Here is a 26698-nt window from a genome sequence, read left to right as displayed (position 1 = left end):
GTCGGGTGCCCCGCCGAACCTACGATCACTACTGCGCGGTCAGCCGCGCGCTCGACGTCGTCGGTGACCGCTGGAGTCTGCTGCTGGTCCGCGAACTGTGCTCGGGACCGCGCCGCTACAGCGACCTGTTCGCCGATCTCCCCGGCATCAGCACCGACGTGCTGGCCGCCCGCCTCAAGGAACTCGAACGCGACGGCGTGCTGGTCCGCAAGCGGGTCGGCGCCAGGGCGAGCACCGCGGTCTACGAACTCACCGAATCCGGCGCGGCGCTGCGCCCCGTCCTGGACGCGCTCTCGATCTGGGCCTCGCCCGCGCTCGAACCCCGCCGTCCCACCGACGCCGTCCGCGCGCACTGGTTCGCGCTGCCGCTGGGCCGGGCGATCGCGGAGCGGATGCCCGCCGGAACGGCGAACGTGCGGGTCGGGGAGACGGTGTTCCACGTCGAGGTCGACCCGGAGACGGGCGTCGTCCACCGCGACGGCCCCGCTCCCGCCGCCGAGCTCACCTTCGACCTCGACCTGGACACCGCGATCGCCGTGGCCGCGGGAACGAAGACGCTCGACGAGGTCCTGCCGGACGCACGGACCTAGGGCAGGTCCACCTCCGCGACCACCCGCAGTCCGCCCTCGGCGTGCGCGGTCTCCAGCACGAAACGGCCCGTACGTCCCGACAGGTGCAGCGCGGCCAGGGAATTGCCGAAATGCGGCCCGCTGACCTTCGACCAGCCCAGCGGATCGGGCGAGATCCCGGCCCGATCGGCCAACCGCCGCAGCAGCGCGGCCGCGGGGCGGGCCCAGGACAGCCGGAAGACCAGCCGGAAGATCTTGGGCGGATCGTTGTGCACGGGGGAGCAGACCAGTTGCAGCACGGTCGATCTCGTTGGCCGCGGGTAGTCGGCGCGGGCGACGTAGCTGTGGTGCACGTCGCCGGAGAGCACACAGATCGTGCTCGGCGCGTCCGGCGCGGAGCCGAGACGCCGGATCAGGTCGGCCAACCGCTCGAAGGAGGCGCGGAAGGCGGGCCAGTGCTCCAGATCGGCCGCCTGCCTGAGCTTCTCACCGAGCCGCCCGCGCAGCCCCGGCGATGCGGCGGCGCGCTCGTCCAGCGATTGCAGGTGACTGAGCGCGTGCGGCATCAGCCACGGCAGCGAGGAACCGATCAGCAGGTGGTCGACCTCGCCGCGCGCGTTCTCCTCGAGCCAGGCGAATTCGGATTCGCCCACCATGAGCCGGTCGCCGTCGAGGATGCGGCCGCTGCGGGTGTCGATCATCAGCAGCCGGACCCGGCCGAAATCGCGGCGGAAACTCCAGCGCGCGGGCTTGCCGCCGTCCACCTCGAGGTCGGCCAGCGCGGCGAAATCCTCGAGCATCGGGCCCACGTCGCCCTCGGCGTCGCGGACCGCGCGATAGAGCGGCAGCTCCTCGAGTTCGCGCGGGGTCAGATTCCCGATGTGCTGGTAGACCCAGTAGGAGGCCAGGCCCGCGCGGATGCGCCGCGACCACCACGGCAGCGCGGCCATCTGCTCGCGCCAGGTCCGCGAGGTGTTCCAGTCGTCGCGCACGTCGTGATCGTCGAAGATCATCGAGGTCTGTGTCGTCGACATCAGCCAGCGGATCTCCGGGTCCGACCAGGATTCGCGGTAGAGCTCGCCGTATTCGCGGAACGAGACCACCTCGCCCTTCGGCTCGCTGTCTCCGCGCCGGGCCTCCAGCCACTTCAGCACCCGCTCGGTCGGCTCGTCGGCGTAGACCTGGTCGCCGAGCAGGATCAGCGCGTCGGCCCATTCGCGTTCGGGGCGCGCGGCCATCCGCCGCGCGTAGGCGTCCAGCGCGTCGGGGCCGATCGGATCCGGGCCGGGATCGTTCGGATCGGTCTTGGCCGCCCGGCACGAGCCGAACAGCAGCGTGCCGACCGGCCCGGTGCGGATGCGGCTCGGCGGGAACACCGACTCCGGTTCCGGCCACACCTTCTCCCCGTCCAGGGTGACCTCGTAGGGCAGCGAGCTGTCCGGTTCCAGCCCGTCCACCACGACGAGCGCGAAATGCTGGTCGCCGACCTGGAAGGTCCGCGCGCGCCGACCCGCCACGCCGACCTCGCAGGCGGCGTCGGTCTCCACCCACACGGTCGCCGAGGTGGCGTCGACGTGCCGCAGCACCGGTCCGAGTATCAACTGCCCCACACCGCCGACGCTACGTGCCCCGGCGTCCCAGGGCCGGCGATCCGGCGAACTCGGCGACTGTGATCCGGCCGATCAACGGGACTTTCCGAGGCCGCCGCGTGGTTGTACGGGGAGCCCGACACGAGGAGGTCATGTGGCACAGGAATACCACCGCAACCCCGCGGCGACAGCCGCCCTGTCGCCCGAGCAGTACCACGTCACCCAGGAGAACGGGACCGAACGTCCCTTCACCGGCGCCTACTGGGACAACCACGAGCCGGGAATCTACGTGGACGTGGTGTCGGGCGAACCGCTGTTCGCCTCGGTGGACAAATTCGACAGCGGCACCGGGTGGCCGAGCTTCACCAAGCCGCTGGACGCGGACAACGTGGTCGAGAAGCGCGACTTCAGCCACCTGATGGTCCGCACCGAGGTCAGGTCGGCGGGCGGCGACAGCCACTTGGGTCACGTGTTCCCCGACGGCCCCCGCGCCGAGGGGGGACTGCGATACTGCATCAACTCCGCCGCGCTGCGGTTCATCCACCTCGACGATCTCGAGGCGGAGGGCTACGGCCGGTACCGGACGATTTTCGAGGAGGACGTGTGAGCGAGACGCGCAAGGCGATTCTGGCGGGCGGATGTTTCTGGGGGATGCAGGATCTGATCCGCAGGCAGCCCGGGGTGCTGGCCACCAGGGTCGGCTACACCGGCGGCCGTAACGACCACCCGACCTACCGCAACCATCCCGGTCACGCGGAGGCCGTGGAGATCGAGTACGACCCGGCCGTCACCGACTACCGGGCGCTGCTGGAGTTCCTGTTCCAGATCCACGATCCCACCACCAAGGACCGGCAGGGCAACGATGTCGGCTCGAGCTACCGCTCGGCCATCTTCTACCTCGACGAGGACCAGAAGCGGGTGGCGCTGGACACCATCGCCGACGTCGACGCCTCCGGGCTGTGGCCGGGCAAGGTCGTCACCGAGGTGACACCGGCACCCGAGTTCTGGGAGGCCGAGCCCGAGCACCAGGACTATCTGGTGCGCTACCCGAACGGCTACACCTGCCACTTCCCGAGGCCGGATTGGAAGCTGCCCAAGCGGCAGACCACCGCGAGCTGAGTTCGAACGAAACCGACCGCGTCACCGGAGATCCGGTGGCGCGGTCGTCGTCGTGTCGGTGCTAGGTTCGCTCCCATGTCGCTCGACGGGTCCAGGCGACCCGAATCCGCAGTCCTGTCCACCGAGCGGGTGATCGAGATCGTCCGTCGCGATCCGACCGCCTCGGTGCTCGACCACCAGCCCATCCCCTGGAGTTCGGGCGAATTCGCCCCCGTCCCGCCGGAGGAGTTGGCGCGGCTGAGCTTTCCGTCCGGTCGGCCGCTGCCGCCGAGCCTGCGGACCTGGCTGGCCTTCGACACCGACCTGCTGTGCCGACACGGGTGGTTCGACGAGGCGGGCAACCTGACACCGCGTCCGGTCGACGCCGTGGTCGCCGCCGAGTTCGGCGAGGGGTGGGCCGGTGAGTTCGCTCCGCTGGCCGAGCGTTTCGCCGAATGTTTCCTGCTGCCGGGCGGTTCCGATTCCCGGCGGGTGCTCAGCGTCGGTCAGCCGGACGCGTTCGGGGAGTACCCGGTGCTGGCCGTCGACCTGGACGACATGCCCTACCTCGGCCTGATGTATCCGGGCTTCGACGTCTACCTCGCGCACACCGCGGGTCTGGTCGACTACGAGTTCGAGACCTACACCGATCTGGCCGCCCATCCCGCGCACGCCTCCCGGATGCGCCGCCACGCGGGCCATCTGTTCGGGGGCGAACTGTGCGTCGAGTGGCCCTTCGACCGGTAGACAGGAGTCCGCCCCAGCTCGTGCAGGCGAGCTGGGGCGGACGCTTTTCCGGAGACGATGCGATCGATCAGGAGGCGCTGAGCGAGCTGAGGAGCGCCGTGATCAGGGTGATGAGTGTGTCCATGATGTTCTCCTTTTCCACTCGTCGGCGGAAATTCCCGCCCTCGCCACCTGTTGGCGATACGAAAACCGTAAGCGGATTCAATTTGCCGGAAAAGCGTTCTGAGCGCTTCGTTACCGATCCTTGATAGGGAGCGGCCGGGATGTCTCGATTGGCTCTCGATTACCCGAATCCGGCGCGTATCGCCGCGCGGCTCTCGGGCGGATGTGGTGGAACGCGCGTCCGGTGGGGTCCGCAGATGGCGAAATCGACCGCCTCACCTGCATGAATAGGGGGGCCGATAGCGGGTTCGGCCGTCGCGTGGTGGGCATTGGTCGGTCGGGTCGTACTCGGAGTCGGTTACCGGCGGTAGGTCACGTACCCGGGTACGGAGGAGTTCGATTGCTTCCATATGGACGGTTGAACGACTGTCGGCGTGATCGGGATCGAGGTTTTTAATATTCGCGAGAGGTTTGACGCGGTGCGTCGCGGTAATACCAGTGGCGGCGTCGCGCGAAATCGCGCATCCGGGCGCCGCCGACCGGGAAAGGGGGCCGCGACACCGATTCAGTTCTTCGGCGACAATTTGCCGAATCGACCGGGTGGCGTCTCGACCGTCTTTTTCCCGTGCGACACGTAATTGTTTCGACGTGTCGCTATTTCTCGTCGAATTGTTTCCGTGCGGACGGAATGGTGGCGTCGAGCGCGATCGGTCCGCGCATCTGCCGCGCGGCGGCGGTGAACCAGCCGTCGTCGTAGCGACCGCCCTCCGCGCCGAACGCGCCACGCAACTCGTACCAGCGCAGGCCGGGATGCCGGTGGTGCACGCCGTGCAGGTTGAAGCTCAGCGCGAACCCTTCCAGCGGCCGGGGCAGACGCAGGTTCAACGCCTGCAAGGGGGCGTCCAGGGCGGTGTCGTAGTGATAGGCGTTGTCGGACACCGAGATGATCAGCGCCCGCCCGAGCAACGCCAGCGCCAGCATCCAGGCGTTCACGCCGTAGGCGAGGAACGCGGCCAGGTGCAGGACGACGATCACGGCGGCGTCGAGGCGGAAACCCGGCAGGACACGGTCGCCCGCGAGTCGGTCGAAGACGAGTCCGGCGATCGAGTCGGGGGCCTCGACCCGCTCGCCGATCCGGCGCACGGTGGTGGCGGGCAGCAGCGCCAGCAGCAGTGCCAGGACCTCGAGCAGGTAGAGCCCGCCGAACAGACGCAGGTAGTAGCCGGGCGCCGCGCGCAGCGGCGTCGTGTGCGCCGGATCGTAGATCTCCGTGCGCTCGCGGGTCCGGCTGTAGCGGTGATGTAGCAGATGTCCGGCCTTGAGCAGCGCGAACGGGGAACCGTAGAGCACGGCCAGTGCCCGGCCGAACCGGTCGTTGAGTTCGCGGTCGCGCAGCAGCGAGCCGTGGACGGCCTCGTGGATCAGCGACCAGAACGGCGTGGTGGCCAGTGCGATCGGTACGAGCACCCACCCCCAGGCCCGGTCGCGGGGGAGCAGTACCAGGGGCACCACCAGTAGTTGGGCCAGTCCGACCGTGATCGCCGCCGCCGCCAGCCAGGCGCTGATCGATCGGTCCGGTCGCGGGGCGAGCTCCGCGCGGCGCGCAGTCCCGGCAGTTCGTGTCCGCTTCATCCCACTGCCCTCACACGCAGGTCGACCCCATACTTCGACGCATATGGTGTCACCAACCGGGGCCGTCCGGGTGTTCACGGATCGGCGGTCGCCCGCGTCGCGCGGCGGCGCACCATCCGGCTGTCGCTGGCGAAAGTGCCTGTCCAACAGTTGATTACGACGGCGGTTCGAGGTTGCGACGGTGAGGTGCGGGCGGTACCGTCGCGTACCCGGCGTGAGGTGTTCATGCCCGCGACACCACCGCGCGGACCCCGTGCACCCGCCGGAGTGTCCCCGTTTCCGAGGGGTTCACCGACCTCGACGGCGGGCGGGCCCGGTGCGCGACACACGGACCGCGACACGACAATGACGGTGTGGCAGAACAGTATCTCTCCGCTTTCGCCGTCGACCCGGCCGCGCTGACCGCCTTGGTCGGCTCCGGGGACCGATCCGTGATCGACGCCGCCTTGACGGCCGTGCCCGCCCTGACGGCATCGGGCGCGCTGCTGCGCGTCGAGGACGCGGGTGAACTCGACCGGGCGCTCACCGAGATCGTCACCGGTCGCCTGGACCCGCGGCGACCCGGCGGCTACACGTGGACGCTGGAAGCGCTCGGCCCGACCGTGGGCTGCGCTCTCGGCAGCGCGACCCTGCCGGCCCGCGGACCTGTCGCTGCTGATGCTGCGTGACGGTGGACGCTGAGGGCCTGCGGTCACCGAGGATCGGCGGCTAGCGCAGCGTGCGCAGCAGTCCGACTTCGGGTTCGAGCATGCCGTCCTGGGCGAGGGCGAGGAATTCGGCCTCCACCGAGAGCGGGGTGAGTTCGCCCGCGCGCACCGCGTGGTAGCGCACCATCGACCACACGAAGGTGTCGAGGTCGTCGAAACAAGTGTGGCCCTCCACGACCTGCTCTTCGTGGAACCACAGCGCGACCTGCCCGGTGTGCAGCAGGACGTAGAGGTTGCCGCCGCCGTCCGCGCCCAGGGAATAGAGGTCGGCGTCGGTCAATTCGGTGGCGTAGTCGCTGTCGAGGATCTCGCACTCGTTGCCGGCGAAGTCGAATCCGTAGGACCAGGAGTAGATGTCGAGGAACTGCGGCATCGTCCCGGACCGCACGCGCCGGTCGAAGGCGGCCAGCGCGGCGGCGTCGGCGGGGGACAGGCGCGTCAGGAACGGTTCGACGGCGCGGACCGGTTCGTCGGAGATGTCGACCGCGGGACTGCCCGCGAACCATCGCGCGAGGTCGTCGTCGAGATCGCGGTCGATGTAGCCGATGAGGTCGTCACGGGTGAGGGGCACCGGCGAATCCTATTCGCGGCGCACCCTGTCCGCGAGATTTCGGTCGTCGCCCCTTCGGACGGCGAGGGTTCGGCCTCGGGCGGCGGAGGATTCGGGCGGCGGAGGATTCGGGCGGCGGAGGATTCGGGCGGCGGAGAACGCGGGCTCAGGCGGTGACCGGTTCGGGTACGGCCGATCGCGCGGACCGTCGTGGGTACAGCCAGGCCGCCACGAACAGCGCCCCCGTCATCCAGAGGTAGGCGTTGCGGAACAGCGGGGCGAACGAGCCGTGCGCGCCGTAGTCCAGGACGGTGCCCACCGATGAGCCGAGTTCGGGCAGCACGCCGCCGGAGGTGACGACCGCGGCCACCGCCAGCAGCAGCGCGGCCACGAGATCGCGTCCGCGCACCGCCGCCTCGGCGAGCACGATCAGCAGCGGGGCGACCCACACCCAGTGGTGCACCCAACTGTAGGGCGAGACCGCGGTCATGGTCAGCCCGCACAGCACCACCGCGTGGATCTCGTTACCGGACAACGACAGTCGCCGGGCCAGATACAGGCACAGCGCCGCGACGAGCGCCGCGCCGACCAACCACAGCAATTGGTGCGGCCCGTCCACCCCGACCGCCCGCGCGAGCATGCCGCGCATCGACTCGTTGGAGGTGTTCTCGGGGACGCCGACCCGGGCCGGATCGGCGAAGGCCCCGCTCCAGAAGGTCAGCGAATCCTTGGGCAGGGCCGCGAAACCCAGGGCGACGGTGCCGAGGAACGCCCCGATCGCGGTGTAGCCCGCCCGCTCGCGTCCGGTGACGAACAGGTAGAGCACGAAAAAAGCGGGCGTCAGCTTGATCCCGGCGGCGATGCCGGTCAGCACGCCCTTGAAGCGGGAGGAGTCGGGCAGCGCCATGTCGGCCAGCACCAGCAACAGCAGTGCGACGTTGATCTGGCCGAAGGCCACGGTCGACCGGATCGGCTCGCACCACATCAGCAGTCCCGCGATCGAGACGCTCACCAGCGCCAGGCGCGGATCGCGGCGGTAGCCCAGCATCGACAGCGTGAGGAAGGCCGAGGCCGCGACCATGCCGATATTGCCCAGGCCGCCCACCCAGGTGTAGACATCGCCCGCGCCGAGCGCGGTCAGCGGGACGAACAGCAGCGCGGCGAACGGTGTGTAGACGAATTCCCAGACGCCGCGGGTATTGCCCAGCAGCGGGGTGTCGTAGACCGAATCGCCGTCGAGCACCCGGTCCCCGGCGATCTGGTAGACGCTCAGGTCCTTGAGGTGCATCAGCACCTGCGGCAGGTCCAGGACCTGGTACAGATACCGCGCCCCGGCCAGTCCGCCCAGCACCAGCAGCGTCCACAGGACCGGGAGCGGCAGGGTGCGCGTCCGCGCGGCTTCCGGCGCGACGGGCGCGGACTGCTTCACGATCGTTGTCGACGTCACGCATTCTCCCAGCGTTCGGTTTGCCCCGCAGTCGTGTTCCCGGGGCCATGCCGATCGAAACAGGGAGTGGCGCCCGCCACAGCGCCGCGCGACGCCGGGCGGGGGCCGATCAGGACGTCTTGTGCGGGACCGCCGCGACCAAGCCGCCGTCCACGACGAACTCCGACCCGGTGGCGTAGGAGGACTCGTCCGAGGCCAGGAACAGCACGAAGGTCGCGACCTCCTCGGACGCGGCGGGCCGTCCGAGCGGGATGGTCACCAGGTCGTCGGGGATGTTCTCGGTCATGGGCGTGCGGATCAGGCCCGGGTGCAGCGAATTGACCCGGATCTTGTGCGGGGCCAGTTCCAGGGCGGCGGATTTGGCCAGGCCGCGCACCGCCCACTTGGAGGCGACGTAGCCGTGCGCCCAGGGCGCGCCGCGCAGTCCCTCGATGGAGGAGACGTTGATGATCGACCCGCCGCCCGCGGCGATCATCGGGTCGACGACCGCGCGCATGCCCAGGAAGGTGCCGGTCAGGTTGACGTCGATGATCCTGCGCCACTTGTCGAGGTCGAAGCGTCCGAGCGGGCCGCCGTTGACGATGCCCGCGTTGTTGACCAGGACGTCGAGCTTGCCGAACGTGTCGACGGCCGTTGCCACCGCGGCCGTCCACTGGTCGGGGTCGGAGACGTCGAGGTGCACGTAGCGCGCCGCGTCGCCGAGCGATTCGGCCAGTGCTTTGCCCTCGTCGTCGAGGATGTCGCCGAGCACGACGCGCGCGCCCTCCGCGACCAGCAGGCGCGCGTGCGCCGCGCCCATACCCTGTGAGCCACCGCTGATGAGGGCGACCTTGCCGTCTACACGTCCCATGCTCGTCACGCTAGCATACGAACTGGAACGTGTTCTAGACAGTTGTCTGGAGTGATGGCCGGTGGAATGGCCCGCCGCGGAACCACGTCCCAGGAGGAGAACCGCATGTCTGTCCGTGTAGCCCATGTCGGCACCGGCAATGTCGGCAAGTTGGCGCTGGCCGGCATCATCGGCAACCCGGCGCTGGAACTGACCGGTGTCTGCGTCTCGACCGAGTCCAAGGTGGGCCGGGACGCGGGCGAACTGGCCGGACTCGACCTCACCACCGGTATCACCGCTGTCGGTGACCTCGACGCGCTGCTGGCCACCCGCCCCGACTGCGTCGTGTACTGCGCGATGGGCGACACCCGACTGCACGAGGCGCTCGAGGACTGCCGCCGCATCCTCGAGGCGGGTGTGAACGTGGTCGGCTCCGCGCCCGGCCTGCTGCAATACCCGTGGAAGGTGCTGCCCGCCAAGTTCTTCGCCCCGATCCAGGCCGCGGCCGAGAAGACCGGCGCGAGCATCTTCGTGACCGGCGTGGACCCGGGCTTCGCCACCGACCTCATCCCGCTGGCCGTCGCGAGCACCTGTCAACGCGTCGAACAGGTGCGCTGCATGGAGATCGCCGACTACGCCACCTACGACGGCTCCACCGTCATGTACGACGTCATGGGCTTCGGCAGGCCGATCGAGGAGGTGCCGATGCTGCTGCAACCGGGCGTGCTGGCCATCGCCTGGGGCACCGCGATCCGGCAGTTGGCGGCCGGACTCGGCATCGAGGTCGACGAGATCACCGACAGCTACGAACGGGTCGCCGCCACCGAGGAATTCGACATCGCGGTGGGCACCGTCCCCGTCGGCGGCGTGGTCGCGCTGCGCTTCGAGGTGCGCGGCATGGTGGCCGGACACCCCGCCATCGTGGTGGAGCACGTCACCCGGTTGCGCGAGGACCTGTGCCCCGAATGGCCGCAGCCCGCCCAGCCCGGCGGCTCCTACCGCGTGGAGATCACCGGCGAACCGTCCTACGTCGTGGACATCTGCCCGACCAGTCGCGCGGGGGACCACAACTACGCCGCGATCCTGGCCGCCGCCGGACGCATCGTCAACGCGGTGCCCGCGGTCGTGGCCGCCGCGCCCGGCATCCGCACCACCCTGGACCTGCCGTTGGTCACCGGTGCCGCCGTCTACACCCCGCCGAATACCGCGCAACCGGTGGGTTGAGGCCGCGCGGCCGGGTGGGGCGAGGCCGCGCGATCAGTGAGTCGAGGATCGCGCATCCGTGAGTCGAGGTGGCGCGGTCGGGGCGCGCCGCGTGTTCGGGGCGGGTCGATACCGCGCGGCCTGCGGGTCGGGCCGACAGGGGAAGCCCGCCGCGACCAGTTCGGCGGGTCGATACCGCGCGGCCCGCGGGTTGGCCGGTGACATCCAGGGTGCGGGCGGATCGGTCGGGCATGGGTTCGATCGGTCCGCGCGGTGATCCGGATCGATCCGCGAGCGGGCGCGGCACCGAATGCGAGGTGTGCGACCCGGACGCGCCCGGCGTTCGCGCGCACCCACGAATCCGGGAGTAGCCGTATGCCTCAGCTCGGTAGGACCCAGCTCGGTAGGACTCAGCTCGGTAGGACCCAGCTCGGTAGGACACAGCCCCATCGGACACGGCCCCGTACCTCGTCGCCGCGCGTCGCACGGCTCGCCGTGCTCTCGGCGCTCGCGGTGACGGCCGCCCTCGTCGGCGCCGGTTGGTCGGCCGGTACCGCGACGGCCGCGACCATCGGCGGCTCGGACTCGGCCCTGACCCTCACCCTGACCTCCGCCGAGGCGTCCGCGCTCGCCGTGGGGGAGGTGGGGCCGGTGCTGGCCCAGTTGCCGCCGAGCTTCACCCCGGAGGCGAAACACTCTCTCGGGCAGACGATCACGCGGCTGGCCCGCGACGCGGCGAACACCGAGGGCTCGACCATGATCATCGTGATCGAGGGTCCGCTGAGCACGCCGACCGCGGTCACGGTCGGCGTGCTGCCCTGAGGCTCAGGCCGTCGGCTCCTGATACTCCTGCAACTGCCTGCGCAGCAGTTTTCCGGTTGCGTTGCGCGGCAGTTCCGGCAGGAAGATCACATCGCGCGGCACCTTGTGCCGGGCCAACTGCGCCTTGACGTAGTCCTTGATCTCCTGCGGGTCGAGTTGGGCGTCCTCGGCCGCCACGACGAAGGCGCGCAGCCGTTTGCCGAAATCGCGGTCCTCGACGCCGATCACGGCCGCCTCGAGAATGTCGGCACGGTCGACCAGCAGGTTCTCGACCTCGAGCGGGTAGACGTTCTCGCCGCCGGAGACGATCATCTCGTCGTCGCGGCCGTCGATGAACAGCCTGCCCTCGGCGTCGAAATGGCCCACGTCGCCGCTGGACATCAACCCGTCGACCGTCTCCTTGGTGCGGCCGTCGGTGTAGCCTGCGAAACTCAGTCCGCTGGAGACGAAGATGGTGCCGATCACGCCGGGTTCGGTGATGCGCCGGCGCTTCTCGTCGTAGAGGGCGACGCGGCAGCCGACCGGCGGGCGGCCGACGGTGCCCGGCGCCTCGCGCATGTCCTGCGGCGTCGCGACCGCGGCCACCGCGACCTCGGTGGAGGCGTAGAGGTTGTAGAGCACGTCGCCGAAGACCTCCGCCGTGCGCTTGCTCAGATCGGGCGAGATCGAGGAGCCCGCGGCGAAGAGCACCTTCAGCGAGGAGGTGTCGTAGCGGGCCAGCACCTCGGCGGGCAGGTCGACGATGCGTTGCAGCATCGTCGGCACCAGGACCAGGGTGGCGGCGCGGTGTTCGGCGATCGCGGCCAGCGTGCGTTCGGCGTCGAAGCGGCGCTGCTGGAACACCACGGTGTTGCCCAGGCCGAGGCCGAGGGTGAACTGGGACAGGCCGGTGCCGTGGAAGATCGGCGCGGCCATCACGATGGTGTCGTTGCGCGGCAACGGGATTCGGTCGAGGAACTGTGCGGAGGTCAGCGGGGAGACCTTGTCGCGGGGCGCGCCCTTGGGCGTTCCGGTGGTGCCGCTGGTCAGGATGACGGTGCCGCCGGGTTTGGCCGGGGCGGGCAGCGGCGCGGTGGCGTTGGCGGCCACCAGCGCGTCTACGGTGGGGGTCGCGGGGTCGACCCCGTCCTTCTCGTCGACCCAGGTCAGGATGCGCGGGACGGTGTCGGGGATCTCGCCGAGCAGGTCGAGGAACTCGCTGTCGAGCAGGATCGCGCCGACCTTCTCGCGCGCGGCGACGTCGGCGAGTTGCGGTTTGGCGAAACCGGTGTTCATCAGCACGACCCGCGCGCCGAGTTTGCCCGCGCCGAGCAGGGTGAGCACCATGCCGCGGTGGTCGCGGCACAGCGCGGCGATCACCGAGCCGGGGCCGAGGCCGCGGTCGGCCAGCCCGCGGGCCAGCGCGTTGGACTGCTCGTCGAGGTCGGTGAAGCTCAGCGCGCCGCGCTCGTCGATGATGGCGCGGGCCGAGCCGAAGCGTCGCGCGCCGCTGGCCAGCACCGTGACGAACGGGCCGTAGACCTCGGAGTCGCGCACGGTGCGCAGGATCTCGCGCGGCTTCGAGAACTCGATCATGCCGCGTTTGCTGAGCACCGTCGCGGCGGCGACGGCGTCGGTCACCGACCGCAGCGCCTGGCGCGGGGACGGCTTGTGTGCGTTCACCGAGTAAACCTCCGGTCGAGTCGGACGACGAACCAGCTCGTGTCTGGGACGGACCTGCCCGAGCGGGTCCAGCCTATCCGGCAGGGTATAGCATCAGGTGAATTGGCGTTAACATATTCCGGCTTTCGCTCCGTGGGACCGCCGGATAGTGTCGCCAGGGCACAATGACGTCGCCGAGAGGGTCGAGTATGTCCCAATACCGCCCGTCAGCACCGGAATTGCTCACGGCGCTGGCGGAACTGCTCGAGCAGAGACTCCTGCCGGAACTGCCGGAGGGCCTGCGGCACTCGGCCCGGGTCGGCGCGAACATCGCGCGCATCCTGCGCCGGGAGTGGGAGGCGCTGCCCGCCCCTGGAGAACCGTCGGTAACAGATAGCTCGGTCGTCGCGGACGACGTCCTCGATCTCGCGGGCTGGCTGGCCCTCGTGGACGAGGTCCGGCGCGACCTGGCCGTGGCCAAACCCGGATACGACGCGTGGGAGAACGAGTGAGCGGGGCCGACTTCGCCGCGGGGATGGCCGCGTTCCTCGGCGCGGAACTGGGCGGCACGGTCGAGATCGGCGCGGTCACCGCGCTCTCGGCGGGCGCCCGGCGGCGCAACGTCTCCTTCGACGCCGTCCACGACGGCCGGACGCTGCCCCTGGTCGCCACCATCGTGCCCGCCGAGGTCGAACTGATGCCCATCGAGGTGGAGGGCGCGGTCCGCGAAACCGTGCGCGCCCAGGGCGTTCCCACCCCGCGGGTGGTGGCCTGCTGCGTCGACCGCGCGGTGCTCGGCGCGCCGTTCCTGGTCTCCGAGCGCATCGCGGGCGAGACCGTGCCGCGCCGGGTGCTGCGCCTGATCGAGGCCGAGGGCACCGCGGGCAAGGTCGCCGCGCAGATCGGCGCGGCGATGGCCGGACTGCACGCCGTCGACCCCGCGCTGGCTCCCGACGGTTTGCCCGGCGCGCCGGGGGACGATCCGGCCGCCGCCGTGCTCGAGGAGATCGGCCGCGGCGTGCGGGGCCTGCTGTGGGATCGCCCGGTGGTGCGCCACGCGCTGCGCTCGATCGAACGCCGCGTCCCCGCCCCGCCCGCGCGACGCGCGATCGTGCACACCGATCTACGGGTGGGCAATATCGTCGTCGGACCCGAAGGGCTGCGCTCGATCCTGGACTGGGAGGGCGCGCAGAACCACGGCGACCCGATGCGCGATCTGGCCTGGCCGATGCTGCGCATGTGGCGCTTCGGCGCGGACGCGAAGGAATTCGGCGGACTGGTCGATCGCGCCGAATTCGTCGCCGCCTACGAGAACGCGGGCGGAGTTTTCGACCTCGAACGTTTCCGCTGGTGGAAGACCGCGGCGACCTTGGCGTGGGGAGTTCTGCTCGCCGGTCAGGCCGCCGCCTACACCTCGGGACAGACCCGCGATATCGTGATGGCCGCCAGCGGCCGTCGGGTATCGGAAATCGAATGGGATCTGCTCATGCAGATCCGGCCGAGCGCATCATAGGAGATGTCCATGGATTTCGAGTTGCCCGCGGACCTGGTCGAATACCTCGGCGAGTTGGACGATTTCATCGACGCGGAGATCCGCCCGCTCGAACTGGCCGACGACAACATCCGATTCTTCGACCACCGCCGCGAGGACGCCCGTACTGACTGGGAACGCGGCGGTCTGCCGAATGCCGAATGGGAGGAACTGCTCGCCGAGACGCGTCGGCGCGCGGACGCGGCGGGGCATCTGCGCTATCCCTTTCCGGCCGAATACGGCGGCCGCGACGGCACCAATCTCGGTATGGCCGTCATCCGCGAACATCTGGCCAAACGCGGTCTCGGCCTGCACTGCGACTTGCAGAACGAGCACGCCATCGTCGGCAACAACGTCGGTTTGCTGCTCATGCTGGAATACGGGTCGCAGGCCCAGCGCGAGGAATGGCTGGAGGATCTCGCGGCCGGTCGGACGATGTTCGCCTTCGGCATCACCGAACCCGACCACGGTTCCGACGCCACCCACATGGAGACCACGGCCGTGCGCGACGGCGGGGACTGGGTCATCAACGGCGCGAAGACCTGGAACACCGGAATCCACGTCGCGGCCGCCGATCTCATCTTCGCCCGCACCTCCGGGAACGCGGGCGACAGCACCGGGATCACGGCGTTCCTGGTGCCGACGGACGCCCCCGGATTCAAGGTCGAGGAATATCTCTGGACCTTCAACATGCCCACCGATCACGCCCGGATCTCACTGACCGACGTGCGTGTCCCGGAATCGGCGGTGTTCGGCGAGGTCGGGCGCGGCCTGGCGGTGGTCCAGCATTTCTTCAACGAGAACCGCATCCGGCAGGCGGCGTCGAGTCTGGGCGCGGCGCAGTTCTGCATCGATCAAGCCGTCGCCTACGCCAAGACGCGCAAACCGTTCGGCGTTCCGCTGGCCCGCAATCAGGCCATCCAGTTCCCGCTGGTGGAATTGCACACCCAGTGCGAGATGCTGCGGACGTTGATCCACAAGACCGCGTGGTCGATGGACCGCAACGGCACGTTCTCGGCCTCCGAGCAGGTGTCGATGTGCAATTACTGGGCCAATCGGCTGTGCTGCGAGGCGGCCGATCGCGCCATGCAGGTGTTCGGCGGTCTCGGCTATTCGCGGCACGTGCCTTTCGAGCACATCTACCGCCACCACCGCCGTTATCGGATCACCGAGGGCGCGGAGGAGATCCAGATGCGCCGCGTCGCCGGATATCTGTTCGGATTCATGGATCGCGCCAACCCGAAGGGCGTCGGCTGAGCGAACCGCGAAGTGCCCGGCCCCGGAATTCCGGGACCGGGCACGCGGCGTGTCTCAGGCCGCGCCGCGGCGCACCTTGCGGGCGGCCAGCACCATCGGCAGTTGCAGCGGCAGGCGCGCGAGTGCGGCGGCCTTGAGCGGTGCGGGCAGTTGGTCGTTGCGCACCCAGTCCACGGCCATCTGGATATTGGCCGGATAGACGGCGATGAACAGCCATTCGGCCAGCCTGCCGCCGAGTCGACGGGTGCGCGGGGTGACCAGCGCGGCGGCCACCACGAGTTCGGCCACGCCGGAACCGTGGGTGTACAGACGCGGGCGGCCGGGCAGTTGCTTGGGGATCACCGAGTCGAACGGCGCGGGCGCGACGAAGTGCAGGACGCCGATGCCGAACAGCATCGCCGCCAACCGTCGTGCGGTGCGGGCGCTGCCGCGCGCGGCGGACTCGTCCAGGGTTTGGCCCACCGGGAGCCTCCTCACAGGTGCGGATTCGGGAAGTAGTGAATACGGGCTAACTTAGTGGTGTTTGGACGGGGCGTCGAGGGGCTTGCGACGCGGCGACAGGTCGACCACGCCCGGCCCGAGCGGGTCGGCGTAGAGCCCGTCGATGACCCCGGCGTAGCGGCGCGCGATCACGTTGCGGCGCAACGACATCTTCGGGGTGAGTTCGGGGCCGCCCGGCTCCCACACGTGATCCAGCAGCAGGAAGCGCTTGATCTGCTCCGGGCGCGAGACCGTCGTGTTGCCCTTGACCACCGCCTCGGTGACCAGTTCGCGGATGCGCGGACGCGCCACCAGGATCGCGATATCGGCGGCGACGACGCCGTTGGCCTCCGCGTCGGCGGCGATGGCCAACGCGTCCAAGGTGATCAGCGCGGTCAGGTAGGGCCGTCCCTCGCCGATCACCATGACGTTGCCGATGAGGAACGAGACCGCCTTGACCGCGTTCTCCACCGCGTTGGGCGCGATGTTCTTGCCCGCGTCGTTGATGATCATCTCCGACTTGCGGCCGATGACGTGCAGGTTGCCGTTGTGGTCGACGGTGCCGACGTCACCGGTGAGCAGCCAGTCGGTGCCCTCGAAGGCGGTCTCGGTGCGGCGCGGGTCGCGATAGTACCCGCGCATCACCATCGGCCCGCGGACCAGGATCTCGCCGTCGGCGGCCAGTTTCACCTCCGCGCCGCGGATCGGTTTGCCGACCGAGCCGAGGGCGGGACCGGGCAGGGTGGTCGTGGTGCTGACCCCGGCGGCCTCCGACAGCCCCCAGACCTCGGTCAGCGGGATACCCAGACCGTAGAAGAAGCGCAGCGTCTCCACGGGGATCGGCGCGGCGCCCGAGGCCGCGAAGCGCAGTTTGTCCAGGCCCATGCCCGCCCGGATCTTCGACAGCACCAGGGCGTCGGCGATCCGGTGACGCAGGCGCAGGCCGAAACCGGGCCGCCTGCTGTCGAGTTCGACGGTCGCCCGCTGTTCGGCCATCCGCAGCGCCCAGTGGGCCAGGCGGGTCTTGGCGCTGGGCGGGGCGGAGGCCAGTTTGGCCTGCACCGCGGCCTGGGCCTTCTGCCAGATGCGCGGCACGCCGAACACGATGGTCGGCCGCACGCTGATCAGCGCACCCGCCATCCCGCTGGGGTCGCCGATCGAGGTGACCTGGATGCCGCGCACCATGCTCGCGTAGTGCGCGGTGATCCGGTCGGCGATGTGGGCGGCCGGGAGGTAGGAGACGATCCGGTCGGTGAAGTCGGCGGGCAGCGGGTCGCCGAGGCCGACCAACTGGGCCAGCACGTTGGAATGGGTCAGCTCCACGCCTTTGGGCAGACCGGTGGTGCCCGAGGTGTAGGTGAGGGTGGCGAGGTCGTCGGGCTGTACCCGGGCCCAAGTGCTCTCGAAATCGAAGCCGCGCGGGCGTAACTTCATCAGATGGTTGAGGCTGAGCGCGCCGGGGGCGGGGCCGTCGACGCAGACGATGTGGGCGAACTCGATCCCGGTGCGCCGCACCAGGGGCAGGAAGCGCTGTTCGGTGACCACGACCCGGTTGGCCGCGTTGGTGCAGATGTAGGCGATCTGCTCGGGCGGCAGCGTGTTGTAGATGGAGAACGGCGTCGCGCCCAGGTGCAGCGCGGCCGTGTCGACCAAGTGGAATTCGGGCCGGTTGGTCAGCAGCAGCGCCACGGTCTGGCCGCGGTTCACCGACAGCGCCGCGAGGCCGGCCGCGATGCGTTCGACCGCGGACGCGTACTGCTGCCAGGTGTATTCGCGTTCGGTTTCGAAGCTGCGCAGCGCGACGGCGTCGGGCTCCGCCGCCGCGGTGGCCTGGAATGCCTCCGGCAGCGTCCGGACGAGGACGCCAGAGCTGTGCCGGAAAGAGACGAAGGGGTCGCGACGCTGCGGCATATGTGTACTCCGGGTTCATTCACAGGTGAATAAACAGTAACTTATGGAGTGGGGTTCGCGGGCCGGAATCGCCTCGACTGTGTAACTTTTCCGGTAAAGCCCAGGACATTGCCTGTTCGAGGTGACCACTCGACTGGCGATTCGTGCGTCCTCGGGGCGTCCTCATCGTCATCATACTAGTGAATCCTCACTAACATAATTGCGTATCTGCCGGGCGATCTCCCAGCGTTGACGCAATGTAACAACCTCGGTATCTTCGGTGCATGAAAACGGTCGATCCTGTTCCGCTCCGTCATCCCGACGCCCCGCGCCGCGTCCCGGGACTGCGCCCGTTCGCCTTGCTGCTCGGTCTGCGCGCCCCCCGTTCGACGCAGTGGGACGCGCTCGGCGCGGCGCTGGTCGTCGGCGACGGGCCGATGGACGAACTGGTCGACTGGATGTACCGGGAGGGGATGGCCGCCACGCGCCCGCTGTTCGAGCGAGCGCTGCGGTCGGGCATCGACTCGGTGCCCGAAGCGCCGGAACCGTTGCGCGAGTTCTTCGTCCGCGTCGAGACGCCGCCGCCCTGGCTGGACCGGGACAAGATCGCCCGCGCCGAACGCGTCTTCCAGTTGGGCGGGGCCGACGGCCTCTACATCGCCCGCGACGTGTCCTTCCTCGGCGGCTACCTCGCCTCGGGGTTCAACAAGACGCTGCTGCGCACCGGAGCCCTGGAGAAAGGGCCCGCCAAGCGGTTCGCCGAAACCCTGCAATGGGCGTTGGACGTCACCTCCGACGGCGGAATGGCGCCGGGCGGGCGCGGTTTCCGCTCCACGGTGCAGGTCCGGTTCATCCACGCGATGGTGCGCAGGCACGTCTCGGCCATGCCGGACTGGCAGGCCGATCGGTGGGGTCTGCCGATCAACCAGACCGATATGGCCGCCACCCTGGTCGGCGCGCTCATCGCGCCCTTCGCGGGGGGACTCGCGCTCGGACTGGTCGCCACCCCGCGCGACCTGGACGCCGCCGCCCACCTGACCCGCTACGTCGGCTGGCTGATCGGCGTCGAGGATCGTCTGCTGCCCACCGGCTTCCGTGACGGGGTGCGCATCCTGTACCACAGCCTCGCGGCCATCACCGATCCCGACGAGACCACCCGGCAGTTGGCCGTGCCCATGGCCGACGACCCGCTGCACTGGCACTACCCGAACCTGGCGTGGCTGCGCGGGCGGATCGCCCGCGCCCAGCACCTGTCGGTGGCGGGCGTCTTCCTCGGCCCCGCCGCGATGCGCCACCTCGGCCTGCCGCGCTTCACCCTGCCCTGGTACCCCCTGCTGCGAATCCCGGTCAACCTGGCGGCCTGCGTCCTGGCGCGCGCGCTGCCCGGCGGGATGGCCCGCGCCGCCGCGCGTGGCCGCCGCGCGCAGGAAGCTTTCCTGCGCCGACTCATCGGCGCCGACAGCGCGCGGATCGGCGGGTCCGCGCAGCACATCGGCCACGCCACCGGGAGACACTGATGACCCATTTCCGCGCCGGACTCCGCGACATGGAGTTCAACCTGTTCGAGGTGCTGGGACTCGACGCGCTGCTCGACGACGGCGTCTACGGCGACCTGGACGCCGACACCGCGCGCGGCATCCTCGCCGAGGTGCTGCGCCTGGCGCGAGGGCCGATCGCGGCCTCCTTCGAGCACGCCGACCGCAACCCGGTCACCTTCGACCCCGCGACCCAACGGATCTCGGTGCCCGAACCGCTGCGCCGGACGGTGGCCGCGATCAACGACGCGGGGTGGTCGGCGATCGGCATGCCCGAAGCCATGGGCGGGGTGGCCGCGCCCGCACCGCTGCGCTGGTGCGTCCAGGAACTGGTGATCTCGGCCAATCCGGCCGCGCACTTCTACAATCTCGGACCGCTCATGCACACGGTCCTGTTCACCGAGGGCACCGAGGAGCAGCGCCGCTGGGCCCGGCACGCCTGGGAGCGGCGCTGGGCGGGCACGATGGTGCTCACCGAACCCGAGGCGGGCTCCGATGTCGGCATGGCCCGCACCAGGGCGGTGCGCCAGGACGACGGGACCTGGCACCTCGAGGGCGTCAAGCGGTTCATCTCCGGCGGCGACGTCGGCGAGACCGCCGAGAACATCCTGCATCTCACGTTGGCCCGCCCTGTCGGCCGCGCCGCGGGCACCAAGGGGCTGTCGCTGTTCGTCGTACCCGACCGCCTGTTCGACACCCGGACCATGGTCCTGGGCGAGCGCAACGGCGTGCGGGTCACCGGACTGGAACACAAGATGGGCATCAGATCCTCGCCCACCTGCGAACTGAGCTTCGGCGCGGACGGGCCCGCGGTGGGCTACCTGGTCGGTGAGGTGCACGACGGGATCGCCCAGATGTTCAAGGCGATCGAGAACGCGCGCATGGGCGTGGGCGCCATGGCGACCGGCACGCTGTCCAGCGGCTACCTGCACGCTCTGGACTACGCGCGCACCCGCGTACAGGGCGCGGACCTGACGCGGACCTTCGACAAGCAGGCGCCGCGGGTGCCGATCATCCGCCACCCCGACGTGCGCCGGAGCCTGGCGTTGCAGAAGTCCTACGCCGAAGGGTTGCGGGCGCTCTACCTGTACTGTGCCGCCTACCAGGACGAGGCGCTGGCATCGGCGGCCTTCGGGGTGGACGGTGAATTCGCCGCGCGGGTCAACGATCTGCTGCTGCCGGTGGTCAAAGGCGTCGGCTCCGAACGCGCCTACGAGATCATCACCGAGACCCTCCAGGTCTTCGGCGGGTCGGGCTATCTGCTCGACCATCCGATCGAACAGTACGTGCGCGATCTGAAGATCGACTCGCTCTACGAGGGCACCACGGCCATCCAGTCCCAGGATTTCCTGTTCCGCAAGATCGTGCGCGACAAGGGCGCGGCCTTCGAGCACGTGCTGGGCCTGGTCGATGCCTGCGTGCACAACGTCGGCGGCGACCTCGACGCCGATCGCGCGCTGTTGGGCGTCGCCGCCGCGGACGTGCGGGCGATGCTGGCGGATCTGGGCGAATACCTCGCGGCCTCGGTGACCGATCCGGAGCAGATCTACAAGGTCGGGTTGGCGAGCGTGCGATTCCTGCACGCCTTCGGCGATCTGGTGATCGGCTGGCGACTGCTGGTCCAGGCCGAGGTGGCGCTCGCGGCGCTGGCGGGCGACCCGACCGAGACCGATATCGCCTTCTACACCGGGAAGGTGACCGTCGCCTCCTGGTTCGCGCGCAATCGACTACCGCTGCTCTCGGGTGTCCGTGCGGTGCTGGCCGCCCTGGACCTGGACCTGATGCGGATGGACGACACCGCCTGGTGATTGTCGGTCTGTCGAATGCTGTTCTCTGCTAACATTATTCGAGCCCTGCGGTATCACCGCGCCGTACGCGGTACTCGATGACGAGGCCATCATGCGAACGACAGATCTGCGACTCGGAAGACGCAGGGCCAATCCGCGCGGCACCATGCCGCTGGTGGCCCACCTGCGCGAACTGCGCGCCCGGCTGCTGAAATCCCTGGCCGCCGTGGCGATCACGGCGGTGCTCGGCTTCCTCTGGTACGCCTACCCGGTGTTCGGCCTGCCCAGTCTGGGCGAGTTGCTGTTGCGGCCCTACTGCGCGCTGCCGCCGAGCGCGCGGGCCGCGCTGAGCCCGGACGGCGCGTGCCGCCTGCTGGCCACCGCGCCGTTCGAGCAGTTCATGCTGCGGGTGCAGGTGGGCTTCACCGCGGGCGTCGTCCTGGCCGCGCCGATCTGGCTCTACCAACTGTGGGCTTTCATCACCCCGGCGCTGCGCCGCAGGGAACGCCGCTACTCGGTCGGGTTCGTCGGCACGGGCAGTGTGCTGTTCGTCCTCGGCGCGGTGCTGGCCTACCTGGTGCTCGCGCACGCCTTGGCCTTCCTGCTCACCATCGGCGACAACGCGCAGATCACCGCGCTCAGCGGCAGCCAGTACTTCGGCTTCCTGATCCAGTTGCTGGTCGTGTTCGGCGTCAGCTTCGAGACCCCGGTGCTGGTGGCGGCCCTCAACGCGGCGGGAGTGCTCAGCTACGAACGGTTGAAGCGGTGGCGGCGCGGGATCGTGTTCGGGCTGTTCGTCTTCGCCGCGATCGTCACCCCGCAGGACCCGTTCTCCATGCTCGCGCTGGCCTTCGCGCTGACGGTGCTCTTCGAGCTCGCGGTGCAGTACGCGCGCTTCAACGACGGACGCAGGCTGCGGCGCGCGCGGGCCGCGCTCGAGGCGCTGCCCGACGACACCGCCGCCGCCCTGGAACCGCCCGCCCCCGTCGAGGCGAACGCGCGATTCGTCCAGGTCGATCTCACCGAATCCCGAAGGCGCGAACGGAACTGACCGACCCCGCACCCGAGACCGCCCGCGTCCTGCAGGACGCGGGCGGTCTCGTTCGGGCTGTAGTCAGGTCGCGTCGGGGTCGATCGGCGGCTTCTCCGGGCGCGGGGGCGCGGGACGCGGCGTCTCGGCGGCGAGGGCGGCCTCGGTCACCGGGTCGAGGGCGGGCAGACCGGCCGCCTGCGCGCCGCGCGGCGCCATCACCCCGAAGTTGAACACGTCGATGGGTTCGGGCTCGATCAGCTCACGCACCGCGTCGATGGTCTCGCGCAGCGAGGCGTCGTCGTCGAGCAGATGGGCGGAGACCACCGACTGCGGTGTCATGCCGCGCAGTCTGCGCAGTTCCGCCAGCGGCTTGCGGAATTCCTCCACCTCCGGTCCTATTTCCTCGCGCAGGCGCGCCGTCGCGCCGCCGAGATAATCGCGGGCCTGCCGCAGCGAATCGGTGGTCCACCGCACGGCGGCTGGTAATCGTTCCGGTCCGAGAATTATGAGTGCTGCCACGAGCAAGATCATCAGCTCGCTCCAGCCGACGCCATCCAACATGGTTCCAGGCTAAGGCGGACGGCGGTCGCCGAATCCGCGCCGGCGACGATTCTGGATATTGCACAATTCCGTCACACAGCGAAAACGCCCGATTCGCGGGGAATCGGGCGCGGTTCGCGCGGGTCAACGCCGCAGCGCGGCTTCCAGAACCGGCCAGGATTTGTGCAGATCCTCCCCCCAATAACCCCAGGAATGCGTCCCGGTCGGCCGCATGTCGACCACGGCCGGAATATTCAACTGGGACAGCCGGTCGCGCAACTGCGCGGTGCAGGCCGCGATCACCCATTCCATGGGCGAGCCGATCAACAGCTGCCAGGTCAACTGGGTGGAATCGGCGGACACCGCCTGCAAGGTGTCCAGGTGACCGGGAATGCCGGTGCCGGTGGAGACGTAGATCGTGGTCCCGCGCAGTTTCTCGGCGTTGACGAAAGGATCGTTGACCGTCCACGCCGGGTCCTGTGGCGGCCCCCACATGTTCAGCGCGTCGCCGTTCCAGCGGGCGACGACGGCGGCGACCATGGCTTGGCCGAGGGGGTCGCTGGTGCGGATGCAGCCGCTGTAGGAGCCGATGGCGCGGTAGAGGCCGGGTGCGGCGATGGCGAGTTGGAAGACGCTGGTGGCGGCCATGGAGATGCCGGCGATGGCGTTGGCTTTGGTGGTGTGGAGTGCGGTGTCGATGATGGGGGGTAGTTCGTGGGTGAGGAAGGTGGTCCAGGCCATGCGTCCGAGGACGGGGTCGGGTCGGAGCCAGTCGGTGAAGTAGCTGCCTGCTCCGCCGATGGGGATGACGATGTTGACGTGTTTGTCGGCGAAGAACTCGGGCACGTCGGTCTGGTCGAGCCAACTCGACCCCGCGTCGCCGCCGCTGGCCCCGTTCAACAGGTACAGCGTCGGCGCGGGCCGGGTGCTGTCGCGGGCGGGCAGCACTTTGATCGGGATGACACTGTCCATGGCCGCCGAATGGACGCCGAGGTCGATTTCCCCTTGCGTTCCGCGCGCGATGTCGGCGATGAAGGAACCGTCCGGCGAAGTCGCCGAGATATCCCCGGCCAAGCGCACCGAGGTGATTTCCGGATCGACCGGAACCGGTGGCGCCGCATGTCCGACGACAGCGCCCGGCCACAGCGCCAGCAGAATGGCGGCCACCGCCGTCGAATGCCGAACTCCGCGTCGGCCGCGCCCCACCGGCTGGAACACCATCGAAGAACTCCCCTTGTCGTCCGTCGGGTCCTCGTGCGTCCGAAACTAGGCGCTGACCGCAAGGGCGACAACGGTTTCCCAGCGCGTTTGGGCCGTTGACCAGCAGGCGTCGAAACCGCTCTGGGGGCGGTCACAAGATTGTTCGACAGAACTGGTTCCGAGTGGTCCGGTGACGTTAACTCTTGTTCACCTGACGCATGAATCGAGGGTATTCCGTGATCGGATTCGGTTTTTTCGACGAGTGGCATCCCGAGGCGGGCACACTCGTCGCGTGGTCCGCCTCCCCGCGGTCGCGGGCCGAGGCGGCCGCCGCCCCGTCCCACCCGGCGCCGCCCTCGCACCAGCAGGAGGAGTACCTGCGCGCCGCCCACCGCAACGCCTCGCGGGCCGGTCGGGGGTCGCGGTTGTGCATGATGGCCTTCGACCTGCCCGGCGTCGCGGACCACGCGGCGATGACCACCGCCGTCAACGCCTTCCTGCGCAGGCACGACACCTTCTCGAGTTGGTTCGCGGTCGGGGCGGGCGGGCAGATCACCCGGCACGTCCTCGAAGCCGAGCGCATCCGGTTCACGCCCACCGACCACGGCGTGTTCCGTGACGCCGAATCCGTGCGCGCGCACATCCAGGACATCACCCCCGGACCGCTGGAATGGAACTGCTTCTCCTTCGGAATGATCAGCAGGCCGGGAAGTTTCACGGTCTACGCGGTGGTCGACCACCTGCACACCGACGGCGTCGCCCAGGCGGTGACCTTCCTGGACCTGTTCGCGCTCTATTCCGCCGCTGCCGCCGGGACCGAGGCGGTGCTGGCCCCCGTCGACGGTCATCTCGGCTACTGCGCCCGCGAGCGGGCGCACACCGCGGCGCTGACCCTGGCCGCGCCGCCGATCCGACGCTGGGTGGAGTTGTTGACGCGCAACGGCGGCGACGTGCCGTCGTTCCCCTTGCCGCTGGGCGCGGCCGGACCCGGTTTCGGCCGCGGCGGCCATCTGAGCGTCTCGTTGCTGACCGAGACCCAGGCGCTGCGCTTCGAGCGGATCTGCGAGGCGCACGGCGGCCGATTCCTCGGCGGGATCTTCGCCGCCGTCGCGCTGACCGAGGCCGTACTCGCCGGGCGGGACTGGTATTTCGGCCTGATGCCCGCCAACACCCGCACCACGCCGGGTGAGGGGGCCTCGGTGGGCTGGTACACCAGTCTGGTGCCGGTGTCCTTCGACATCGAACCCGGTGCGGGCGGCGCGTTCTCCCGGGTGGTCGGCGCGGCGCAGCGCTCGGTGGACAGCGCCAAGGACCTGGCCGGGGTTTCGCTGCACCGGGTGCTGCAACTCGCGCCGCCGCATCTGGGCATCCGGACCCGGCCCGGGTGGGCGGCCCCGATGGTGTCCTACCTCGACGCCCGCCGCATCGCGGGAGCGGCGCAGTTCGGCACGGTCAACGGCGGCCTGTACGCCAACCGGGTCAGCTCCAGCGAGGTCTACATGTGGGTCAACCGCTTCCCGGAGGCCACCACCGCGACGCTGTTCTTCCCGGAGACCGCCGAAGCGGTCGACTCGGTCGAACGCTACGCGGCGGTGCTCACCTCGATCCTCGACACCGTCACCAGGACAGGTGATTTCACCGCCGCGGTCGAGGCGCTGTCGTGACAGCGACGGGTTCGGCCGCGCTCACCGCGGCCGACCCGCGACCCCGGGACCGCGCGGCGCGCGCCGTGCTGGCGGGCTGCTTGGTCGCGGTGTTCCTCCAGATGCTGGACCTGACGATGGTCAACACCGCGCTGCCCGCGCTCACCGCTGGGCTCGGCGCGGGCGACTCCGGCCAGTTGCTCATCGCCTCGGCCTACAGCCTGGCCTTCGCCTGCGGTCTGCTGCCCGCCGCCCGCCTCGGCGACACCGTCGGGCGACGCCGGATCTACCTGACCGGGATGGCGGGCCTGATCCTGGCGGCGGTGTGGTCGGCAGCGGCGCACGGCACCGCCGAGATGGTCGCGGCGCGCGGTGCGCAGGGGCTGTGCGCCGCGCTGGTGTCCGCGCAGACCCTGGCTGTCATCGCGTCCACCTTCGACCGGTCCCGCCACCCCCGGGTCTTCGGCCTCTACGGCGGCGCGGCCGGACTCGCCGCGATCACCGGGCCACTGATCGCCGGTGTGCTGCTCGGGACCGATCCGCTCGGAATCGGTTGGCGCGCGGTATTCCTGGTGCACGTGCCGCTCGGGCTGCTCGCGCTGGCGCTGATGCGGCGCGGCCTGCCGGCGGACGGCCCGGCCGTCGCGGTGCGCCTGGACACGACCGGCATCCTGCTGGCGACGCCCGCACTGCTCGGCCTGCTCTACCCCCTGACCCGCGCGCCCGAGATCGGCTGGCCGCCGACTTCGGTCGGCGACGGTGGCGCTGGCCTCGGCGCTCGCGCTGGTCTTCCTCGCCCACCAGCGTCGGGTACGCGCGAGCGGCGCGACCCCGCTGCTGCGCGTCGACCTGTTCGCCGACCGGGG

26 protein-coding genes are annotated in these 26698 nt (G+C 69.9%); 16 read left to right on the top strand and 10 right to left on the bottom strand.

Going from position 1 to position 26698, the window contains the following annotated elements:
* The first annotated feature begins 5 nt into the window (after nt 1-5).
* Entirely contained in the window at nt 6-590 is a 585-nt protein-coding gene (locus tag ON30_RS23665) for a winged helix-turn-helix transcriptional regulator (protein WP_040710248.1), read from the top strand.
* On the opposite strand, the gene ON30_RS23660 is transcribed toward ON30_RS23665, so the two are convergent.
* A complete protein-coding gene (locus ON30_RS23660) occupies nt 587-2179 on the bottom strand; it encodes an alkaline phosphatase D family protein (protein ID WP_040710246.1) in 1593 nt (530 codons plus the stop codon). The genes ON30_RS23665 and ON30_RS23660 overlap by 4 nt on opposite strands.
* Nucleotides 2180-2312: 133 nt before the next feature.
* On the opposite strand from ON30_RS23660, the gene msrB reads away from it, so the two are divergent.
* From msrB to ON30_RS39345, 4 genes are all read left to right on the top strand, one after another.
* Complete coding sequence (gene msrB / locus ON30_RS23655) at nt 2313-2765, top strand: peptide-methionine (R)-S-oxide reductase MsrB (protein ID WP_040710245.1); 453 nt, start codon at nt 2313-2315, stop codon at nt 2763-2765.
* A gap of 44 nt (nt 2766-2809) precedes the next feature.
* Nucleotides 2810-3277 (top strand): peptide-methionine (S)-S-oxide reductase MsrA, encoded by a 468-nt coding sequence (gene msrA, locus ON30_RS23650; protein ID WP_373282622.1) that lies wholly within the window; start codon nt 2810-2812, stop codon nt 3275-3277.
* Nucleotides 3278-3352: 75 nt separating this feature from the next.
* Complete coding sequence (locus ON30_RS23645; protein ID WP_051029877.1) at nt 3353-4003, top strand: hypothetical protein; 651 nt, start codon at nt 3353-3355, stop codon at nt 4001-4003.
* A 20-nt stretch (nt 4004-4023) separates the two neighbouring features.
* Nucleotides 4024-4251 carry a hypothetical protein gene (locus ON30_RS39345; RefSeq protein ID WP_157183814.1) on the top strand — a complete coding sequence of 76 codons (228 nt, stop codon included), beginning with the start codon at nt 4024-4026 and terminating at the stop codon, nt 4249-4251.
* A 508-nt stretch (nt 4252-4759) separates the two neighbouring features.
* Here the strand turns inward: ON30_RS39345 and ON30_RS23640 are convergent.
* Nucleotides 4760-5737: a fatty acid desaturase gene (locus tag ON30_RS23640; protein ID WP_051029873.1), complete on the bottom strand. Its 978-nt coding sequence runs from the start codon at nt 5735-5737 to the stop codon at nt 4760-4762.
* Between the two features lie 353 nt (nt 5738-6090).
* Here ON30_RS23640 and ON30_RS23635 point away from each other — a divergent pair, with 353 nt between their 5' ends.
* A complete protein-coding gene (locus tag ON30_RS23635) occupies nt 6091-6405 on the top strand; it encodes a hypothetical protein (RefSeq protein WP_040710241.1) in 315 nt (104 codons plus the stop codon).
* A 40-nt stretch (nt 6406-6445) separates the two neighbouring features.
* Here ON30_RS23635 and ON30_RS23630 read toward each other — a convergent pair whose 3' ends face one another.
* From ON30_RS23630 to ON30_RS23620, 3 genes are all read right to left on the bottom strand, one after another.
* The gene (locus ON30_RS23630) at nt 6446-7015 is read right to left on the bottom strand and encodes a hypothetical protein (RefSeq protein WP_040710239.1); all 570 of its coding nucleotides are present in this window, start codon (nt 7013-7015) and stop codon (nt 6446-6448) included.
* 145 nt (nt 7016-7160) lie between these two features.
* The gene (locus tag ON30_RS23625; RefSeq protein ID WP_245554189.1) at nt 7161-8441 is read right to left on the bottom strand and encodes a glycosyltransferase 87 family protein; all 1281 of its coding nucleotides are present in this window, start codon (nt 8439-8441) and stop codon (nt 7161-7163) included.
* A gap of 109 nt (nt 8442-8550) precedes the next feature.
* Complete coding sequence (locus ON30_RS23620) at nt 8551-9291, bottom strand: glucose 1-dehydrogenase (protein WP_040710237.1); 741 nt, start codon at nt 9289-9291, stop codon at nt 8551-8553.
* A 105-nt stretch (nt 9292-9396) separates the two neighbouring features.
* Here ON30_RS23620 and ON30_RS23615 point away from each other — a divergent pair, with 105 nt between their 5' ends.
* Together ON30_RS23615 and ON30_RS23610 are read left to right on the top strand one after the other, a co-directional pair.
* Nucleotides 9397-10494, top strand: coding sequence for an NAD(P)H-dependent amine dehydrogenase family protein (locus ON30_RS23615; RefSeq protein ID WP_040710278.1), 1098 nt, complete (start codon nt 9397-9399; stop codon nt 10492-10494).
* 474 nt (nt 10495-10968) lie between these two features.
* Nucleotides 10969-11295: a hypothetical protein gene (locus ON30_RS23610; RefSeq protein WP_040710235.1), complete on the top strand. Its 327-nt coding sequence runs from the start codon at nt 10969-10971 to the stop codon at nt 11293-11295.
* 3 nt (nt 11296-11298) lie between these two features.
* Here the strand turns inward: ON30_RS23610 and ON30_RS23605 are convergent, their stop codons facing one another.
* The gene (locus ON30_RS23605; protein WP_040710233.1) at nt 11299-12957 is read right to left on the bottom strand and encodes an acyl-CoA synthetase; all 1659 of its coding nucleotides are present in this window, start codon (nt 12955-12957) and stop codon (nt 11299-11301) included.
* 188 nt (nt 12958-13145) lie between these two features.
* On the opposite strand from ON30_RS23605, the gene ON30_RS23600 reads away from it, so the two are divergent.
* From ON30_RS23600 to ON30_RS23590, 3 genes are read left to right on the top strand one after another with little or no spacing between them, the layout of a single operon-like run.
* Nucleotides 13146-13448, top strand: coding sequence for a hypothetical protein (locus ON30_RS23600; protein ID WP_040710231.1), 303 nt, complete (start codon nt 13146-13148; stop codon nt 13446-13448).
* Nucleotides 13449-13471: 23 nt separating this feature from the next.
* Nucleotides 13472-14449, top strand: a complete 978-nt coding sequence (locus tag ON30_RS23595; RefSeq protein WP_040710277.1) for a phosphotransferase family protein — start codon at nt 13472-13474, stop codon at nt 14447-14449.
* Between the two features lie 9 nt (nt 14450-14458).
* Complete coding sequence (locus ON30_RS23590) at nt 14459-15724, top strand: acyl-CoA dehydrogenase family protein (RefSeq protein WP_040710229.1); 1266 nt, start codon at nt 14459-14461, stop codon at nt 15722-15724.
* A gap of 54 nt (nt 15725-15778) precedes the next feature.
* On the opposite strand, the gene ON30_RS23585 is transcribed toward ON30_RS23590, so the two are convergent.
* Both ON30_RS23585 and ON30_RS23580 read right to left on the bottom strand, forming a co-directional pair.
* Nucleotides 15779-16120 carry a DoxX family protein gene (locus tag ON30_RS23585; protein ID WP_051029884.1) on the bottom strand — a complete coding sequence of 114 codons (342 nt, stop codon included), beginning with the start codon at nt 16118-16120 and terminating at the stop codon, nt 15779-15781.
* Nucleotides 16121-16237: 117 nt separating this feature from the next.
* The gene (locus ON30_RS23580; protein WP_040710226.1) at nt 16238-18115 is read right to left on the bottom strand and encodes an AMP-dependent synthetase/ligase; all 1878 of its coding nucleotides are present in this window, start codon (nt 18113-18115) and stop codon (nt 16238-16240) included.
* 263 nt (nt 18116-18378) lie between these two features.
* On the opposite strand from ON30_RS23580, the gene ON30_RS23575 reads away from it, so the two are divergent.
* The 3 genes from ON30_RS23575 (at nt 18379) to tatC (ending at nt 22467) form a co-directional block, all read left to right on the top strand.
* Nucleotides 18379-19611: an oxygenase MpaB family protein gene (locus ON30_RS23575; RefSeq protein WP_040710224.1), complete on the top strand. Its 1233-nt coding sequence runs from the start codon at nt 18379-18381 to the stop codon at nt 19609-19611.
* Nucleotides 19611-21437 carry an acyl-CoA dehydrogenase gene (locus ON30_RS23570; protein WP_040710223.1) on the top strand — a complete coding sequence of 609 codons (1827 nt, stop codon included), beginning with the start codon at nt 19611-19613 and terminating at the stop codon, nt 21435-21437. Before ON30_RS23575 ends, ON30_RS23570 begins: the two co-directional genes overlap by 1 nt.
* Before the next feature lie 91 nt (nt 21438-21528).
* Nucleotides 21529-22467, top strand: coding sequence for a twin-arginine translocase subunit TatC (tatC, locus tag ON30_RS23565; RefSeq protein ID WP_040710221.1), 939 nt, complete (start codon nt 21529-21531; stop codon nt 22465-22467).
* A gap of 63 nt (nt 22468-22530) precedes the next feature.
* On the opposite strand, the gene tatB is transcribed toward tatC, so the two are convergent.
* Both tatB and ON30_RS23555 read right to left on the bottom strand, forming a co-directional pair.
* A complete protein-coding gene (tatB, locus tag ON30_RS42105) occupies nt 22531-23010 on the bottom strand; it encodes a Sec-independent protein translocase protein TatB (protein ID WP_083911622.1) in 480 nt (159 codons plus the stop codon).
* A gap of 123 nt (nt 23011-23133) precedes the next feature.
* On the bottom strand, nt 23134-24210 hold the full coding sequence (locus ON30_RS23555) for an alpha/beta hydrolase (protein ID WP_083911621.1): 1077 nt from the start codon (nt 24208-24210) through the stop codon (nt 23134-23136).
* Between the two features lie 215 nt (nt 24211-24425).
* On the opposite strand from ON30_RS23555, the gene ON30_RS23550 reads away from it, so the two are divergent.
* Nucleotides 24426-25853: a condensation domain-containing protein gene (locus ON30_RS23550; RefSeq protein ID WP_040710220.1), complete on the top strand. Its 1428-nt coding sequence runs from the start codon at nt 24426-24428 to the stop codon at nt 25851-25853.
* The coding region (locus ON30_RS23545) for an MFS transporter (RefSeq protein ID WP_157183813.1) at nt 25850-26698 on the top strand (849 nt) is incomplete at its 3' end. The genes ON30_RS23550 and ON30_RS23545, both read left to right, overlap by 4 nt.

The organism is Nocardia takedensis NBRC 100417 (assembly GCF_000308695.1).
In the GTDB taxonomy this organism is placed as follows: Bacteria; Actinomycetota; Actinomycetes; order Mycobacteriales; family Mycobacteriaceae; genus Nocardia; species Nocardia takedensis.
Note: the sequence above shows the minus strand (reverse complement) of the source record. Positions and strands in the feature narration are given on the sequence as shown.